This is a genomic window from Mesorhizobium sp. B2-4-14 (assembly GCF_006442155.1).
Lineage (GTDB): Bacteria > Pseudomonadota > Alphaproteobacteria > Rhizobiales > Rhizobiaceae > Mesorhizobium.
Map to the genome: position 1 here is coordinate 1 of NZ_VFVA01000050.1, position 14832 is coordinate 14832.

The 14832-nt window shown below is 62.9% G+C and carries 16 protein-coding genes; 11 read left to right on the plus strand and 5 right to left on the minus strand.

Annotated elements, in window-relative coordinates; all coding sequences use genetic code 11:
* Positions 1–179: 179 nt before the first annotated feature.
* Positions 180–1487 (minus strand): adenylosuccinate lyase, encoded by a 1308-nt coding sequence (purB, locus tag FJ938_RS26980; RefSeq protein ID WP_140699210.1) that lies wholly within the window; start codon positions 1485–1487, stop codon positions 180–182.
* 283 nt (positions 1488–1770) lie between these two features.
* Between purB and FJ938_RS26985 the strand changes: the two genes are divergently transcribed.
* Positions 1771–2025, plus strand: a complete 255-nt coding sequence (locus FJ938_RS26985) for a DUF2171 domain-containing protein (protein WP_140699213.1) — start codon at positions 1771–1773, stop codon at positions 2023–2025.
* A gap of 86 nt (positions 2026–2111) precedes the next feature.
* Here the strand turns inward: FJ938_RS26985 and FJ938_RS26990 are convergent, their stop codons facing one another.
* On the minus strand, positions 2112–3134 hold the full coding sequence (locus tag FJ938_RS26990; protein ID WP_140699216.1) for a P1 family peptidase: 1023 nt from the start codon (positions 3132–3134) through the stop codon (positions 2112–2114).
* The gene (locus tag FJ938_RS26995; RefSeq protein ID WP_140699219.1) at positions 3134–4207 is read right to left on the minus strand and encodes a branched-chain amino acid ABC transporter substrate-binding protein; all 1074 of its coding nucleotides are present in this window, start codon (positions 4205–4207) and stop codon (positions 3134–3136) included. Before FJ938_RS26995 ends, FJ938_RS26990 begins: the two co-directional genes overlap by 1 nt.
* A gap of 179 nt (positions 4208–4386) precedes the next feature.
* Here FJ938_RS26995 and FJ938_RS27000 point away from each other — a divergent pair, with 179 nt between their 5' ends.
* The 7 genes from FJ938_RS27000 (at position 4387) to FJ938_RS27030 (ending at position 10806) form a co-directional block, all read left to right on the plus strand.
* A complete protein-coding gene (locus FJ938_RS27000; RefSeq protein ID WP_140699222.1) occupies positions 4387–4914 on the plus strand; it encodes a flavin reductase in 528 nt (175 codons plus the stop codon).
* Positions 4911–5840, plus strand: coding sequence for a MoxR family ATPase (locus FJ938_RS27005; protein WP_140699224.1), 930 nt, complete (start codon positions 4911–4913; stop codon positions 5838–5840). Before FJ938_RS27000 ends, FJ938_RS27005 begins: the two co-directional genes overlap by 4 nt.
* 5 nt (positions 5841–5845) lie before the next feature.
* A complete protein-coding gene (locus tag FJ938_RS27010) occupies positions 5846–7096 on the plus strand; it encodes a VWA domain-containing protein (protein ID WP_140699227.1) in 1251 nt (416 codons plus the stop codon).
* A gap of 50 nt (positions 7097–7146) precedes the next feature.
* Entirely contained in the window at positions 7147–7485 is a 339-nt protein-coding gene (locus tag FJ938_RS27015; RefSeq protein ID WP_140699229.1) for an XdhC family protein, read from the plus strand.
* 4 nt (positions 7486–7489) lie between these two features.
* Positions 7490–8209, plus strand: coding sequence for an XdhC family protein (locus FJ938_RS27020; RefSeq protein WP_140699232.1), 720 nt, complete (start codon positions 7490–7492; stop codon positions 8207–8209).
* A gap of 66 nt (positions 8210–8275) precedes the next feature.
* Positions 8276–9886, plus strand: a complete 1611-nt coding sequence (locus FJ938_RS27025; protein ID WP_140699235.1) for a molybdopterin-binding/glycosyltransferase family 2 protein — start codon at positions 8276–8278, stop codon at positions 9884–9886.
* A gap of 32 nt (positions 9887–9918) precedes the next feature.
* On the plus strand, positions 9919–10806 hold the full coding sequence (locus tag FJ938_RS27030) for an alpha/beta fold hydrolase (protein ID WP_181169191.1): 888 nt from the start codon (positions 9919–9921) through the stop codon (positions 10804–10806).
* A gap of 32 nt (positions 10807–10838) precedes the next feature.
* Here FJ938_RS27030 and FJ938_RS27035 read toward each other — a convergent pair whose 3' ends face one another.
* On the minus strand, positions 10839–11891 hold the full coding sequence (locus FJ938_RS27035) for a DUF1176 domain-containing protein (RefSeq protein WP_140699237.1): 1053 nt from the start codon (positions 11889–11891) through the stop codon (positions 10839–10841).
* A 142-nt stretch (positions 11892–12033) separates the two neighbouring features.
* Here FJ938_RS27035 and FJ938_RS27040 point away from each other — a divergent pair, with 142 nt between their 5' ends.
* Positions 12034–12540: a DUF1993 family protein gene (locus tag FJ938_RS27040; protein WP_140613323.1), complete on the plus strand. Its 507-nt coding sequence runs from the start codon at positions 12034–12036 to the stop codon at positions 12538–12540.
* A gap of 52 nt (positions 12541–12592) precedes the next feature.
* Here the strand turns inward: FJ938_RS27040 and FJ938_RS27045 are convergent, their stop codons facing one another.
* Complete coding sequence (locus FJ938_RS27045) at positions 12593–12757, minus strand: hypothetical protein (protein ID WP_140493788.1); 165 nt, start codon at positions 12755–12757, stop codon at positions 12593–12595.
* A gap of 385 nt (positions 12758–13142) precedes the next feature.
* On the opposite strand from FJ938_RS27045, the gene FJ938_RS27055 reads away from it, so the two are divergent.
* On the plus strand, positions 13143–13604 hold the full coding sequence (locus tag FJ938_RS27055; RefSeq protein WP_140699243.1) for a hypothetical protein: 462 nt from the start codon (positions 13143–13145) through the stop codon (positions 13602–13604).
* A gap of 120 nt (positions 13605–13724) precedes the next feature.
* The gene (locus tag FJ938_RS27060; protein ID WP_140699246.1) at positions 13725–14792 is read left to right on the plus strand and encodes an aldo/keto reductase; all 1068 of its coding nucleotides are present in this window, start codon (positions 13725–13727) and stop codon (positions 14790–14792) included.
* Positions 14793–14832 lie beyond the last annotated feature (40 nt).

A 14832-nucleotide genomic window follows, 5' to 3' on the forward strand; every position in this document is an offset into this window, starting at 1 on the left:
GGGGAGGGGGACTTCCGTTGATGCCGATCCTGGCTGATTGAGCATGATTTTCGATGCCGGGGCGGAAGTAAGATGCGCGCGGCAACATTCCCTCCCAATTGTGGGGAGGGTTAGGGTGGGGGTTCCTCTTCGCAAGAATCCATATGCGATAGCCCTGCCGTGAACGGGGAGAAGGAAACTCAGGTCTTGCCGAACACCCGCTTGAAAATCGTGTCGACATGCTTGGTGTGGTAACCCAGGTCGAACTTCTCGCGGATTTCCGCCTCGGGCAGGGCAGCGGTCACTTCTTTGTCGGCCAGAAGTTCCTCGAGAAAATCAGCGCCTTGTTCCCACACCTTCATGGCGTTGCGCTGAACCAGCCGGTAGGAGTCCTCGCGCGACAGGCCGGCCTGCGTCAGCGCCAGCATCACGCGCTGCGAATGCACAAGGCCGCGGAACTTGTTCATGTTCTTCAGCATGTTCTCGGGGTAGACGACCAGCTTGTCGACGACGCTGGTCAGCCGCGACAGCGCGAAATCGAGCGTCACCGTGGCATCCGGGCCGATCATGCGCTCGACCGAGGAATGCGAGATGTCCCGCTCGTGCCAAAGCGCCACATCTTCCATCGCCGGCAGGGCCATGGAACGCACCATGCGGGCTAGGCCGGTGAGGTTTTCCGTCAGCACCGGATTGCGCTTGTGCGGCATGGCCGACGAGCCTTTCTGGCCGGGGGAAAAATACTCCTCCGCCTCCAGCACCTCGGTACGCTGCAGATGCCGGACCTCGATCGCAAGCCGCTCGATCGACGAGGCGATGACGCCAAGCGTGGCGAAGAACATGGCGTGGCGGTCGCGCGGGATCACTTGCGTCGACACCGGCTCAGGCTTCAGCCCGAGCTTTGCCGCCACATACTCCTCAACATAGGGCTCGATGTTGGCGAAGGTGCCAACCGCCCCGGAAATGGCACAGGTTGCGATGTCCTCCCGCGCGTGAACCAGCCGCTCGCGGCAGCGCGAGAATTCGGCATAGGCCTGCGCCAGCTTGATGCCGAAGGTTGTCGGCTCGGCGTGGATGCCGTGGCTGCGACCGATGGTGACGGTGTTCTTGTGCTCGAAGGCACGGCGCTTGAGCGCGGCAAGCAGCGCGTCGATGTCGGCGAGCAGGATGTCGCTGGCCCGGGTGAGTTGCACCGCAAGGCAGGTGTCGAGCACGTCCGAAGACGTCATGCCCTGATGGATGAAACGCGCGTCGGGTCCGACGAATTCCGCGAGATGGGTCAGAAAGGCGATGACGTCATGCTTGGTGACGCGCTCGATCTCGTCGATCTTTTCGACGTCGAATTTCGCCGCGCCGCCCTTTTCCCAGATGGTTTTCGCCGCTTCCTTCGGGATGACGCCGAGTTCGGCCAAGGCGTCGCAGGCATGGGCTTCGATTTCGAACCAGATGCGAAACCGGGTTTCGGGCGACCAGATGGCGACCATTTCCGGCCGGGAATAGCGAGGGATCATACGGATCGATTTCCAGCTTCGCGTTGCGTTGGCCGCGTCCTAACAGAGGCGGGCAAAATGCTCAATGTTGCTGCCGCCCAAAGCGGAGGTCCGCGACAAACAAGGCGGAAAACAGAGCCGGTGAGGCGAAGACGGGGTGCATGCCATTCGGCATGGTAGGATTGCAAGGTTTCCAATCCGGCGGTCGTCTCAAAGACCGAATCAAAATCTCGTCTGGCCAAAAAATGCATCCAAACGGATTGTCATTTGTTATTGTCGGCAGTCCCCAAATGGAGAACCCCCCATGACCGACACCAGCAAAATTCGTGAACATATGGAAATCGTCGGCGCCGATGGCGTGCATTTAGGCACCGTCGACAAGGTCGACGGCCAGCGTATCAAACTGACCAAGGCTGATAGCGGCGAGGGCGCTCACAAGGGCCATCACCACTACATTCCTCTGGCCCTGGTTGCCGAAGTCGATGGCAAGAAGGTGTGGCTGTCGGCGAATTCCGATGTCGCGGTGACGTTCGAGGAAGAGAAGTCGGATCCGGTCTGATTGACGGCTTCGGCCAATCCCATCCGGGATTACGTCAACACAACGAGATAGAACGGGTTGCCGTTTGCGTGAAACGGCAACCCGTTTTAGCGACGCAATGACCAGACGGGAAACATATCATTGTCGGCTGGCGTCGCGGCAAACACGCCGCGGCTGATGGCGCGTGCCATGGTGGCGCCGGCCGCGGCATAGAGGTCGATTGCCGCATCGGCTTCGAGCCGGATGCCGCTCTTGCCCGTTGCCAGCGCGAACACCAGATCACCGTCGGCTGGCGTGTGGGTCGGCCAGATGGCGCGTACGAAGCCGTCATGCGCCGACATCGCCAGGCGTTTTGCCGCGGCCTTGGTGAGAATGGCATCCGTGGCAATTACGGCGATCGTCGTGTTGCCACCGGTTTCCATCTGCTGCCCGGCATGCTTGTCGCGAAACTTCAGCAAGATGCTCTTCGCATCGTCTGGCATTGGTGAGGGGTATCCCTGCCCACCGAATTCGTTACCGATTTCAAACGGCGCCGCCCAAAAATGGCGGGTGCGGCTGACTGTGACCGATCCGGTCGGGTTGACGGCTGCCAGCGCACCGATGGTGACGCCACTGTCCAGCAGGGTCGAGGCTGAACCCAGGCCGCCTTTCAGCCCTGCGGTCAGCGCACCGGTGCCGGCACCGGCCGTGCCGAGCTGGAAATCGATGGCGGCGGATTGCGCGGCCTCGTAGCCAAGGTCCCGATAGGGCGGATAACGGCCCCAGTCCTTGTCGCCGCCATTGCGCAGGTCGAACAGGATCGCCGCCGGCACGATCGGCACCCGGAAGCCGCCCACCTCGAAGCCGATGCCGCGCTCGCGCAGCATGGCCTGCACGCCGGACGCCGCGTCGAGGCCGAAGGCCGAACCGCCCGAAAGCACCACGGCATGGACCGTCTCCACTGAATTGTGCGGTTCGAGCAGGTCCGTCTCGCGCGTGCCGGGCGCACCGCCAAGGATCTGCACACCCGCCACCGCCGGCTCGTCGCAAAGCACAGCCGTCACGCCGGACTTCAGCCTGGCATCCGACGCGTTGCCGACGCGCAGGCCGGCAACGTCGGTGATCAGATTGCGCGGACCGGTGCGGAACATCAGTTGCTTTCCAGGGGCACGAAGCGCGTGCCATCGAAGCGGAAGACGCGGTAAAGGCTCTGGTTGAGGTCGCCCTTGGCGTCGAAGCGGATCGGCCCGATCGCCGTGGCGAAATCATTGGTGTTCAGTGCATCGGCCAGCGGCTTGCCCAAGCTCCCGGACAAGGCCGACGCCGCCTTGGCGATCTCGACCGCCGCATAGGCCGGCAGCGTGTACCCGTCCGGCACGATCTTTCGCGCGGAGAAGCTTTCCAGCACTTTGGGGTCGGCGACATCGGCCCATTCGGGCGGCGCGATCATCAACGTGCCCGTTGCATAGGGAACGTCGCTCGGCGGCGTGCGCAGATTTTCACCACCGGCAAAGATGATGCCGGCCTGAAGTTGCGCGGCATCGCGACCCATGATCGCGATGTCATCCCCGTCACCGCCGGCAAAGACGTGGGTGGCACCGGCCTTTTTCAGCCGGCCGACGAGGCCGATCTGGTTGTCGAGCTGTGGCCGGAACGTGTCGACAAACACAGGTTTCAGTGCCGCCTGTTCCGCCGCCGCGCGAAATGTCTCGGCGATCTCGCGGCCATAGATGGTGCCGTCATCGATGATGGCGAACAGCTCGTTCTGCCACAGGCGCGTCAGGGTGGAGGCAACGGCATTGCGCTCATCGTCGCCGCGCGGCCCGAGGCGATAGACCGGCCAGCGGGTCTTGGCGCGGCGGTCGGTCAGGCTTTCGGTTCGCACACCGACAGTGATGACCGGAATATTGGCATCCTTCAGGATCGGCAACGCCGCCTCGATCGCCTCCGTGCAGAGGAAGCCGACCACCACACCGACCTTGGCCGTCGCGAAGCTCCTGGCCGCGGCCTCGCCGCCATCGGCGGTGCAGGCGTCGTCCTCGGTCTTGAGTTCGATGCCGGTTGCTTCCGCTGCCAGTTCGGCGCCGGTCTCGATCTGCTTGCCGAGGATGGCCGATGGTCCCGACAGGGGCGCAGCTACGCCGACCGTGAGCGTCTGGGCGCTGGCGGCGCTGGCAAGGCAAAGCCAGGCCAATGTGGCGGATATCGTTGCCCCGGGTCGCATCCTGCCGAAGAGTCCCTCCAAGCCTGCGATATTCCCGCAGGCATTTCCCCGCCAAGACCTAAAGGGTGCCCGGCCTTGGTGCAACACGCGAATTCAGGGATATGGGCCAAGCACTTCGCTTGTGGCATGTCATGTCTGGCCATATATAGCGGTAGGGTTTCTGGCTGTGGAAAATTCCGGTGCTGAAGAAGAATGATATTGGACCGCAGGCCTATCGCGACGCGATGAGCCATTTTGCCGGTCACGTCCATGTGGTCACCACCGATGGGCCCGCGGGCAAGCGTGGCGCGACGGTGATTGCTGCCTGTTCGGTATCGGACACGCCGCCGACCATCCTGGTCTGCCTCAACCGCGAGAATCCCAAGAACGAGCCTTTCGTGAAGAACGGCAGATTTGCCTTGAACACGCTGGCGTCGCACCAGCAGCCGCTGTCGATTGGGTTTTCCGGCATCACCGGTCTGCCGGTCGAGGAGCGTTTCGCGCTCGGCGAATGGGACGTGATTTCCACCGGCGCGCCGACGCTGAAGGGCGCGCTCGCGGTGTTCGACTGCGAACTGATCGACACCAAGGATCTGGCGACCCATCGTGTGCTTTTTGGCAAGGTGACAGGACTGCGCATGGGCGATAATTTGCGGCCGCTGATCTATCATGCACGCGGCTACCACGTGCTGGACAGTGGGGCAGCGGCGCCCACGGAGAAGGAATGAGCGACTTGAGACCGCGAGCCGTGCCGCGGACGATCGACGAGACGCTCGATCTCCTGACCGGCGCGGACTATGTGGCGGACCGGTCGCTGGCGACCGTGCTTTTCCTGTCGCTGCGCATGAACCGGCCACTGTTCCTCGAGGGCGAGGCCGGCGTCGGCAAGACCGAGATCGCCAAGGTGTTGGCTGGGGCGCTCGGCCGCAGGCTGATCCGGCTGCAATGCTATGAGGGGCTCGATGTCTCCTCGGCCGTCTATGAGTGGAATTATGCCGCGCAGATGATCGAGATCCGCATGGAGGAGGCGGCTGGAAACGTCGATCGCTCTGCCATGGAACGCAACGTGTTCTCCGAAAAATACCTCATCCGCCGCCCGGTGCTGGACGCGTTGACCGGCAAGGCGGGCGCCGCGCCAGTCTTCCTCATCGACGAGTTGGACCGCACGGACGAAGCCTTCGAGGCTTTCCTGCTCGAAATCCTGTCCGACTTCCAGGTGACGGTACCCGAACTCGGCACCATCAAGGCGGAGGAACCACCGATCGTCATCATCACGACCAACCGCACCCGCGAGATCCACGACGCGCTGAAACGGCGCTGCCTCTATCACTGGGTGGATTATCCCGATGCCGAGCGCGAACTGGAGATCGTGCGCCGCAAAGTGCCGCAGGCCAACCAGCGGCTCTCGGCGGAAGTGGTTTCCTTCATCCAGAAGCTGCGCCGGATGGAACTGTTCAAGGTGCCGGGCGTCGCCGAGACCATCGACTGGGCCGGCGCGCTGACCGAACTCGACAAGGTGGCGCTCGATCCCGAGACCGTATCCGACACGATTGGCGTGCTGTTGAAATACCAGGACGACATTGCCCGCATCGGCGCGGGCGAGGGCCGGCGCATCCTCGACGAGGTCAAGGCCGAACTCGCGGCGGCGCAGTAGCGGCAATGAAGGCGCCGCGTCCCGACCCCAGAGAGGCGACGGCGGACGGCCGCATCGCCGATAACATCGTCTATTTCGCCCGCACCTTGCGCAAGGCAGGCATGCGGGTCGGGCCGGCCTCGGTCAAGGACGCGATCGAGGCGGTGTTGGCCGCCGGCATCGGCTCGCGCGATGATTTCTACTGGACGCTGCACGCCGTGCTGGTCTCACGCCATGAGGATCACCCGACCTTCGACGAAGCCTTCCGGCTGTTCTGGAAGTCACGCGAACTGATCGAGAAACTGCTGGCAATGTTCTCGCCGGTAGCGCCCGACGCAAGGGAGAAGCAGAAGCCGCGCGCGGCTGAGAACCGCGTCAGCCAGGCGATGTTCGAGGGCTATCGGAAGAACCAGCCGCCGCGGGAGGTTCCCGAGATCGAGGTCGACGCCCGCTTCACTTTTTCCGGCAGCGAGCTGTTGCGGGACAAGGATTTTGCCCAGATGAACGCCGCCGAGATGGCCGACGCCAGGAAGGCGATCGCGGAGCTGAGGCTGCCTGTCGACCTGGTGCGGACCCGGCGCTTCAAGGCCGATGCGCATGGCCGCCGCATCGATCCGCGCGCCACGATGCGCTCGGCCGCGCGCACCGGCGGCGAGTTGATCCTGCCGAGATTCCGTTCGGTCCGCGAGGCCCACCCGCCGCTGGTGGTGCTGGCCGACATTTCCGGTTCGATGAGCCAGTACACGCGCATCTTTCTGCATTTCCTGCACGCGCTGACAGAAAAACGCCGGCGCGTGCACACCTTCGTCTTTGGTACCAGGCTGACCAATCTGACGCGGCAGATGCGACATCGCGACCCCGATGCGGCACTCGCCGACTGTTCGGCGGCGGTCAAGGACTGGTCGGGCGGCACGCGCATCGGCGATACGCTGGCCGAATTCAACCTGATATGGTCGCGGCGTGTGCTGGGGCAGGGCGCGGTCGTGCTCCTGATCACCGACGGGCTGGAGCGCGATGATGTCGCCGGCCTTTCGCAGGAGATGGAGCGGCTGCACAAATCCTGCCGGCGGCTGATCTGGCTGAACCCGTTGCTGCGCTTTAACGGTTTTCAGGCGCGCGCCCGTGGCGTCAAGGCGATGCTGCCGCATGTCGATGAATTCCGCTCTGTGCACAATCTTGATGCGCTCGCCGACCTCTGCGCCTCGCTGGACAAGAAGTCGGCGCTTTCAGTCGATCCGCGGCGATGGATGGATGCTGGCGCGAGGCGTGCGGCATAGCCATATGCCTTCTTGGCTCCTTGGAAAAACAGACCCTGAGAGAAGCGACGATGAGCGACAGCATTTATCTCGACGAGGCCCGCGATCCGCTGATCATCGCGGAGGGCTGGATGAAGGACGGCAAGGATGTCGCCATCGCGACCGTGGTCGAGACTTGGGGTTCCGCGCCGCGTCCGGTCGGCAGCCACCTCGTCGTCGATGCGGACGGCAATTTCCACGGTTCCGTTTCGGGCGGCTGCGTCGAGGGCGCGGTGGTGACCGAAGCGATCGACGTCATCGGCTCCGGCAAGCCAAGGATGCTGGAGTTCGGCGTTGCCGACGAGACCGCCTGGCAGGTTGGCCTGTCCTGCGGTGGCCGCATCAAGGTTTATGTAGAGAGACTAGGGTGATCCGATGGATCCCTATGCACTGAAGAGTCTCAACGCCGAACGACGCGCCCGCCGCGCGGCGATCCTCGTCACCGATCTCGGTGACGGCCGCGATCGTATCGTGCGTGAGGGCGATCAGGTTGCCGGCGAGCTCGGAACAGCGATCGCCAGGGCTTTCCGATCAGGCAATTCCGGTTCCGTCGAAGCGGAAGGACGGACCTTCTTTCTCAATGCGCATCTGCCCCAGCCGCGCCTTGTGGTGATCGGCGCCGTCCATATCAGCCAGGCGCTGGCGCCGATGGCAAGGATCGCCGGCTATCCCCTCGAGATCATCGATCCGCGCACCGCTTTCGCCACGCCGGACCGGTTTCCCGATGTCGCCTTGCATGCCGAGTGGCCGGAAGAAGTATTGAAGCGCCAGCCGCTCGACGCCTACACGGCGCTTGCCGCCGTCACCCATGATCCGAAGATCGATGATTTCGCGCTGAAGGCGGCGCTCGACGCCAACTGCTTCTATGTCGGGGCGCTCGGCAGCCGCAAGACGCATGCCAAGCGCGTCGAACGTTTGCAGGCGCTGGGCGCGAATGCCGAGCAGATCGCCCGCATCCACGCGCCGATCGGGCTCGATATCGGCGCCGCGAGCCCCGCCGAGATCGCGGTCGCCATTCTCGCGCAGACCATCTCCGCCTTCCGCTCGCGCGGCCTCGAAAGATCGATATCAGCTTTGGACAAGCAGGATGCGTAAATTCAAAACAGCAGAGCGTCCTTTGCGCGTCCAGGTGGACGCGCGGCACTCTGCGGGCGCGGTGGCGTGAAATTCGGTCCGATCCCGATTGAGGCGGCCGAAGGCGCGGTGCTGGCGCATGCCACCACCGCCGGCGAAAAGCGCTTTCGCAAGGCCCACAGGTTGAGCGCCGAAGATGTCTCCATACTCAAAGCAGCAGGCATCTCGCAGGTCGTTGCGGCCGTGCTGGCTTCGGATGATCTCGGCGAGGACGCCGCGGCGCAGAGAATCGCCGAGGGCATGATTTTCAGCGGCGTCGAGGCTAGGCCCGCCGCCACCGGTCGGGTCAATCTCCATGCCAGGGCGGCCGGCATCTTCACGGTCGATGCCACCATGATCGACGCCATCAACGCTGTCGATCCCGCCATCACCATCGCGACGCTGGCTCAGCACGCGCCGGTCGAGAAGGGCCGGATGGTCGCGACGGTGAAGATCATCCCGTTCGCGGTTGCCTCCACACTTGTCGACGCAGTGACGGAAATCTGTGCCGGCGAAGAGATCTTCGCCGTCAACGCCTACAGACCGGTGCGCGTCGGCGTCGTCCAGACGGTTCTGCCGGGCATCAAGTCCAGCGTGCTCGACAAGACGTTGCGCGTCACCGAAGCACGGCTGGCGCGCACGGGCGGCAGGCTGACGGCGGAACGCCGCACGGCACACGAGATCGCGCCGCTGGCCGATGCTGCCAATTCGCTGGCGCGCGACAACGACATTGTGGTGATCTTCGGCGCCTCGGCGATGAGCGATTTCGCCGATGTCGTTCCGGCGGCGATCGAAATGGCGGGGGGGACCGTCATCCGCGCCGGCATGCCAGTCGATCCTGGCAATCTGCTGGTGCTCGGCACGCTTGCCGGCAAGCGCGTCATCGGTGCGCCCGGCTGCGCCCGCAGTCCCAAGGAAAATGGCTTCGACTGGGTGCTTGACCGATTGATTGCCGGCCTCGACGTCACCGCCCGCGACATTGCCGGTATGGGGGTCGGCGGGCTGTTGATGGAAATCCCGACGCGGCCGCAGCCGCGCGAGCCGCTGCCCGCCAAGAGCAAGCTCAAGGTCGGGATCGTGCTTCTGGCGGCCGGCCGGTCGAGCCGCATGGGAGGGCCGAACAAGCTTCTGGCGCTCTTCGATGGCCAACCGCTGGTGCGCCGCACCGCCGAGCGTGCGCTTGCCTCGAAGGCATCGGGCACGATCATCGTCACCGGTCATCAGCGCGAGCGGGTACGGGCGGCGTTGTCGGGTCTCGAGGTGACCTTCGCCGACAATCCCGATTTTGCCGATGGCCTGTCCACTTCGCTGAGAGCCGGTATTGCCTATCTGCCACATGACATGGCCGGTGCGATGATCGTGCTGGGAGACATGCCGGGTGTCGCGCCCGAAGACCTCGACAGGCTGATCGATGCGTTCCGCAAGGCTGGAGGCAATTCGGTGGTTCGCGCCTCGCATGGGGGCAAGCGCGGTAACCCGGTGCTTTTGCCACGCTCGCTGTTCCCGGCGATTGCCCATCTCGAAGGCGATACCGGTGCCCGCCATCTGGTCGAGGCCGAAGGGCTCGATGTCATCGATGTCGAGATCGGCGAGGGCGCGTCAGTCGATGTCGACACCCGCGAGGCGCTGGAAGATGCCGGCGGCGTGCTGCAGGATTGACAAACCCAAGCTGTATTACGCATGGCTAAGGTATGGCTTTTCGTATCCTCTCCCCGCTCCATGGCCTTCTGGTCGCGACATTCGCTTTTTGCACTGCCGCCAATGCGCTTGAACTAGAACCCTTCAAGGACGATCTCTTCGCCTATCCGGCCACGCTCTCGTCCGACACCAATGGCGCCTACACGGTCATCGACTACCGCGAAATGCGCGACATCAACCAGCGCGACGAGGTGCCGGAAAAACGCGTGCATCCGCAATATGCCGATACCGGCGTACGCAAGGTGCAGCAGGATCTGATGCTGAAGACGGACGTCGGCGATGTCAGGCATGTCGCCGTCGGCAAGACGCAAGGCGCTGCCATCATCGTGCTCTATCTGCACGGACAGGGCGGCAGCCGCAAGCAGGGCGTCGACGACTTCACTTTCGGCGGCAATTTCAACCGCATCAAGAACCTGATGGCCGGCAATGGCGGCCTCTATCTCTCTCCGGATTTCCCCGATTTCGGCGACAAGGGCGCCGCGCAGGTCGCGGCCCTGATCGATCACTATGCCGAACAGTCTCCGGGCGCGAAGATCTTCGTCGCCTGCGGCTCCATGGGCGGCGCGCTGTGCTGGAAGCTTGCCGGACGCAAGGACACGGGCGCCCGCATCGATGGCTTGTTGCTGCTCGGTTCGCTGTGGGACGACAGCTTTTTCGCCAGCCCCGCTTTCAAACGCCGCGTGCCGGTGTTCTTCGGCCAGGGCAGTCACGACGTGGTCTTTCCCGTCGCCAATCAGGAAGCCTTCTTCCGCTCGATCCTGGCCAAATCGAAGACCTATCCGACCCGCTTCGTCCGTTTCGAGACCGGCACGCACGGCACGCCGATCCGCATGGCCGACTGGCGGGGAACGCTCAACTGGATGCTGTCGAAGTCACCTTGACCGCCGCTGGCTGGGAGAAGCCCACCGACATTTCAGGGCGCGGTGTTGTAGTCGACGACGGTCTGCGGGTTCTGCTCGCCGTCATAGGACGCATCGACATCATACTGGACCAGCGAGAAATCGCCATTGCGGAACAGATAGGTGCCCGACGAAGAGGCATCTGCAGCGCCACGCCATTTGTTGAAGGTGGTGATCGTGTGGGCATCCTTGTCATAGCTGGAATTGGTCGCCCAGCCTGTCGTCCGGAAGCCGACAATGTGCATGGATTCGACCTTGCCCTCGCTGTCGTTGTTCACGTAGCGGATATCCATCTCCGGCTCGGTGAACTGCAACTGCCGCACTCCTGATACATCGTCGCTCATGTAGTAGATGGAGTTTTCATTGTAGGCGGCGACCGAGCAGGAGAAATGGAAAAGCCGCGCTTCCCGGTCGGGGTCGCTGGCGGCCGCATCCTTGTCCCTGTACTTGATCGAGAAAGTGTCCGGCTCGTTGGCCAGAAGGTTCTTGTCGCATTGATCGCCATACGTCGCCAGAAAAGCCTTCTTGGCCTGTTCGAGCGCGGTGTTCTTCTTGGGCGGCGGCGGTCCGTCGCCACAGCTTGGCGGCAACGCCCCTTCGAAATCGGCGGTGGAAGGTTTCAGCGCGCCTTTCTCGATATGGATGGGATCGAACGGTGGCTCCGCCTGGGTCTGGGCATTCACCTGGCGCAGCGTGTAGCAGCCGGCAAAGACCTTTTCGCCGCCGTTCTTGTCCGTGGCACGGATGGCGACGGGCACGTTAAAGTATATGCTGCCGGCGGCTCCCTCGTCTGAAACCGCACCGGTCGCGACCTCGACCTTGTCGGTGCCGTCATAGCCCTTGACGAAACTGTCGAAATCCTTAGCCGGCTTGGTATCGCCGAAATAGCCCCAGGCGCGGGCGAATTCGTGCCGGCTAATGGCGCTGTAGAGCGAACGGATGACCGCCTCGGCACTCGACCTGTCGTCGATATAGGGTGTTTCGGGAGCATCGCCGGCGGCACGTGCTGTATGGCCGACGGCGGCAAGGGAGAGAAGGGCAGTCGCCGCGAGAAGGACGCGTCTCATCGGGAATCTCCGCGTTCGATAACGCAGATTCTACCATTGCGATTGCGGCGGCGCGGTGACGCGGCGCTCATGGCGCTTGAAGAATCGCGCCTTGAGGCGCTAGCTCCTCGCGACGGCGCTTAGACCGGACAGGAGATTTGACGTGACCATATCGATGTATGAGGCTTCCGTGCCGGTGTTCTCGGCCAGGCTGAAAGCACTTTCCAGTGTTCTGGCAGCTGCCGAACAGAATGCACTTGACCGCAAGATCGACCCGCAGGTGTTTCTGACGGCGCGGCTGGCGCCCGACATGTTCGCCTTGACCAGGCAGGTGCAGATCGCGACCGATCATGCCAAAGGCGCGCCCTCGCGGCTGGCCGGCCGCGAAGTGCCGAAATACGAGGACAATGAGGCAAGCTTCGCCGACCTCGAGGCGAGGATAGCCAGGACGATCGCGCATCTGGCGACGTTTTCGGCCGCCGATATCGACGGTTCCGACGAAAGGACGATCGAGTTGAAGCTCGGCGGACGCGAAACCACGATGGGCGGCATGCAGTATCTGCTGCATCTGGCCATGCCCAACTTCTATTTCCACCTCACCACCGCTTACGACATTCTGCGCCACAATGGCGTGCCGCTCGGCAAGGCGACATTCCTCGGAACGCGTTGAGGATTGAGGTCTTGAGATGTCCCGGATCGATCCGGGACATCTCACAACCAGCTTAGCGAACGGACATTTCGCGGGCGATGCGCGGAAAATCGGCTGGCTTGATGCCGATATCGGCGCGGTCGGCGTTGCTCATCGAATGAAGCAGCGCAAGTGCCGCGCGGTATCTCAGATGTTCCTGTGGCCGAGGCCGGGCGAACATTTCAGTGAAGAAACCCATGATTCAGGCTCCTGATTGGTCCTCCACGACTCCCAATATAGGTGAATCGTGACAATTGTGCAGTGCAGCATTTGCATGCCTGCCATGTCCGGGATGATTTTCGTGAGATTTCTTCGCGGTCCGGTGAAACTTTCGCGCCGCACAAATCGTCGGCTTGGACGCCGGCACGTGGCCAGTTTTTCCTCGCCACTTCTGGCGAATTTCCGGGCTGCACGAAAGTGCAGTCCGGCTTTTGTTGGGGACCGGGCGCGATCCTCCGAATGGCTAAATTCATCAAGACCGGTGGCATTTATTTTTAACGAGCCGGTTCTATGTTCTGATAACGGAACAGTCGGGCAAGGGGGAGGCTGACATCGCTACCGGCGCCAAGCGTGATTTCGCTTCGTTGCTCGACGACCTCTTCGTGGCCTCCGAAAAGGGTGACGGCACAGAGGACGACGAGGCAGGCACGCGTCCGTCCATTCCCTTCGACTATCTCTCCGTGGCGGATGAACTCCATTCCGGCCGCATCAAAGTATCCGCCGCCGAATATCGCGAGGTAGGTGCCGATCTGGCGAGCGAGTTTGCCGCCTTGCTGGACCACGCCAGGCTGGCGCTGGCCGGCGAGGAACCGAAACCCGAGGAAAAATTGCCGCCGATCGACCCCGAATCGATCGCAGCCGAACTGGGACTGGACCAGCCCAAGGGCGCCGCCGATTTCGGACGCATGCGCCGCAGCTTTGCTTTTACCAACCATCCCGATCGCGTCGCCCCGCATCTGCGCCAGCACGCCATGATCCGCATGCAGATCGCCAATATGCTGATCGACGACGCCAAACGCCGCGCCGTCGCGGGCGCTCGCCGCTAAACGCAGCGCAATTCGTTCAAAGTCGGTCCGGCAAGACTTGGAGAGCGGCTCCGCTTTCCTGTAGGATATGATTTCCTCCCCGCGCGGCCGCGCACGCTTTCCCTCCGGAGCAGAAAATTCATGCACAAACGCCGTGTCGGTCGGACCGATCTTCTTGTTACCCAGATTTGCCTGGGATCCATGACCTGGGGCCAGCAGAACACCGAGGCCGAGGGACACGCCCAGATGGACCTGGCCTTTTCGCGCGGTGTCAATTTCATCGACACCGCCGAACTCTATCCGATTCCACCCAAGGCCGAGACACAGGGACGGACAGAAAAGATCATCGGCAGCTGGATGAAGGCGAGGGGTAACCGTGACAAGGTGATCCTCGCTTCCAAGGTCGTCGGCCGCACCGCCAACAACTGGTTTCGCGGCGGCCGGCCCTCGCAATTGGTGAGGGCCGACATTTTTGACGCCATCGACAAGTCGCTGGCCAAGCTCGGCACGGACTATCTCGACCTCTATCAGATCCATTGGCCGGAACGCGACATCCCGTGGGGCGCCAACCCAACACGCGTCGGCGCCGTGGCGCGTCGTGCCGACGCGGCCGGCGCGCCGGCTGGCGAGACGCCGGTCGCCGAGACACTCGCAGTGTTCGACGAACTGGTGAAGGTTGGAAAAATTCGCCATTTCGGTTTGTCGAACGAGAGTTCGTGGGGCGTGATGCGCTTCCTGGCAGAGGCCGACAAAGGGATCGGTCCGCGCGTCGCGTCGATCCAGAATGCTTACAATCTCGTCAACCGCACCTTCGAGGTCAATCTCGCCGAGGTCTGCGAGTGTGAGGACGTGTCGCTGCTCGCTTATTCGCCGCTGGCGCAGGGCTATCTGACCGGCAAATACGACCATGGCGCGCGCCCGCCGGGGTCGCGCTCGCAACTGTTCAACCGTGGCCAGCGTTATGAGAAACCGAATGCGGCTGACGCACAGCTCGAATACAATGAGTTGGCGCGCAGTTTCGGGTTCGAGCCGGCCCTGTTTGCCAATGCCCATGTCTCGAGCCGTCCCTTCGTGACCTCCAACATCATCGGCGCGACAACCATTCCGCAGTTGGAGATGGCACTATCATCCGTCGATGTGGTGTGGACCGAAGAGATGCAGAAGGCGGTGGATGCCATTCACCAGAGGGTCGGCAATCCCTGTCCTTGATCGGGACCGGTTGCAGAATTATCGAGGCATAATAGAAGGG

Coding starts and splice junctions, on each gene's coding strand:
- purB (WP_140699210.1), bottom strand. CDS start 1,487: ATGATCCCTCGCTATTCCCGGCCGGAAATGGTCGCCATCTGGTCGCCC.
- FJ938_RS26985 (WP_140699213.1), top strand. CDS start 1,771: ATGACCGACACCAGCAAAATTCGTGAACATATGGAAATCGTCGGCGCC.
- FJ938_RS26990 (WP_140699216.1), bottom strand. CDS start 3,134: ATGTTCCGCACCGGTCCGCGCAATCTGATCACCGACGTTGCCGGCCTG.
- FJ938_RS26995 (WP_140699219.1), bottom strand. CDS start 4,207: ATGCGACCCGGGGCAACGATATCCGCCACATTGGCCTGGCTTTGCCTT.
- FJ938_RS27005 (WP_140699224.1), top strand. CDS start 4,911: ATGAGCGACTTGAGACCGCGAGCCGTGCCGCGGACGATCGACGAGACG.
- FJ938_RS27010 (WP_140699227.1), top strand. CDS start 5,846: ATGAAGGCGCCGCGTCCCGACCCCAGAGAGGCGACGGCGGACGGCCGC.
- FJ938_RS27015 (WP_140699229.1), top strand. CDS start 7,147: ATGAGCGACAGCATTTATCTCGACGAGGCCCGCGATCCGCTGATCATC.
- FJ938_RS27020 (WP_140699232.1), top strand. CDS start 7,490: ATGGATCCCTATGCACTGAAGAGTCTCAACGCCGAACGACGCGCCCGC.
- FJ938_RS27030 (WP_181169191.1), top strand. CDS start 9,919: ATGGCTTTTCGTATCCTCTCCCCGCTCCATGGCCTTCTGGTCGCGACA.
- FJ938_RS27035 (WP_140699237.1), bottom strand. CDS start 11,891: ATGAGACGCGTCCTTCTCGCGGCGACTGCCCTTCTCTCCCTTGCCGCC.
- FJ938_RS27045 (WP_140493788.1), bottom strand. CDS start 12,757: ATGGGTTTCTTCACTGAAATGTTCGCCCGGCCTCGGCCACAGGAACAT.
- FJ938_RS27060 (WP_140699246.1), top strand. CDS start 13,725: ATGCACAAACGCCGTGTCGGTCGGACCGATCTTCTTGTTACCCAGATT.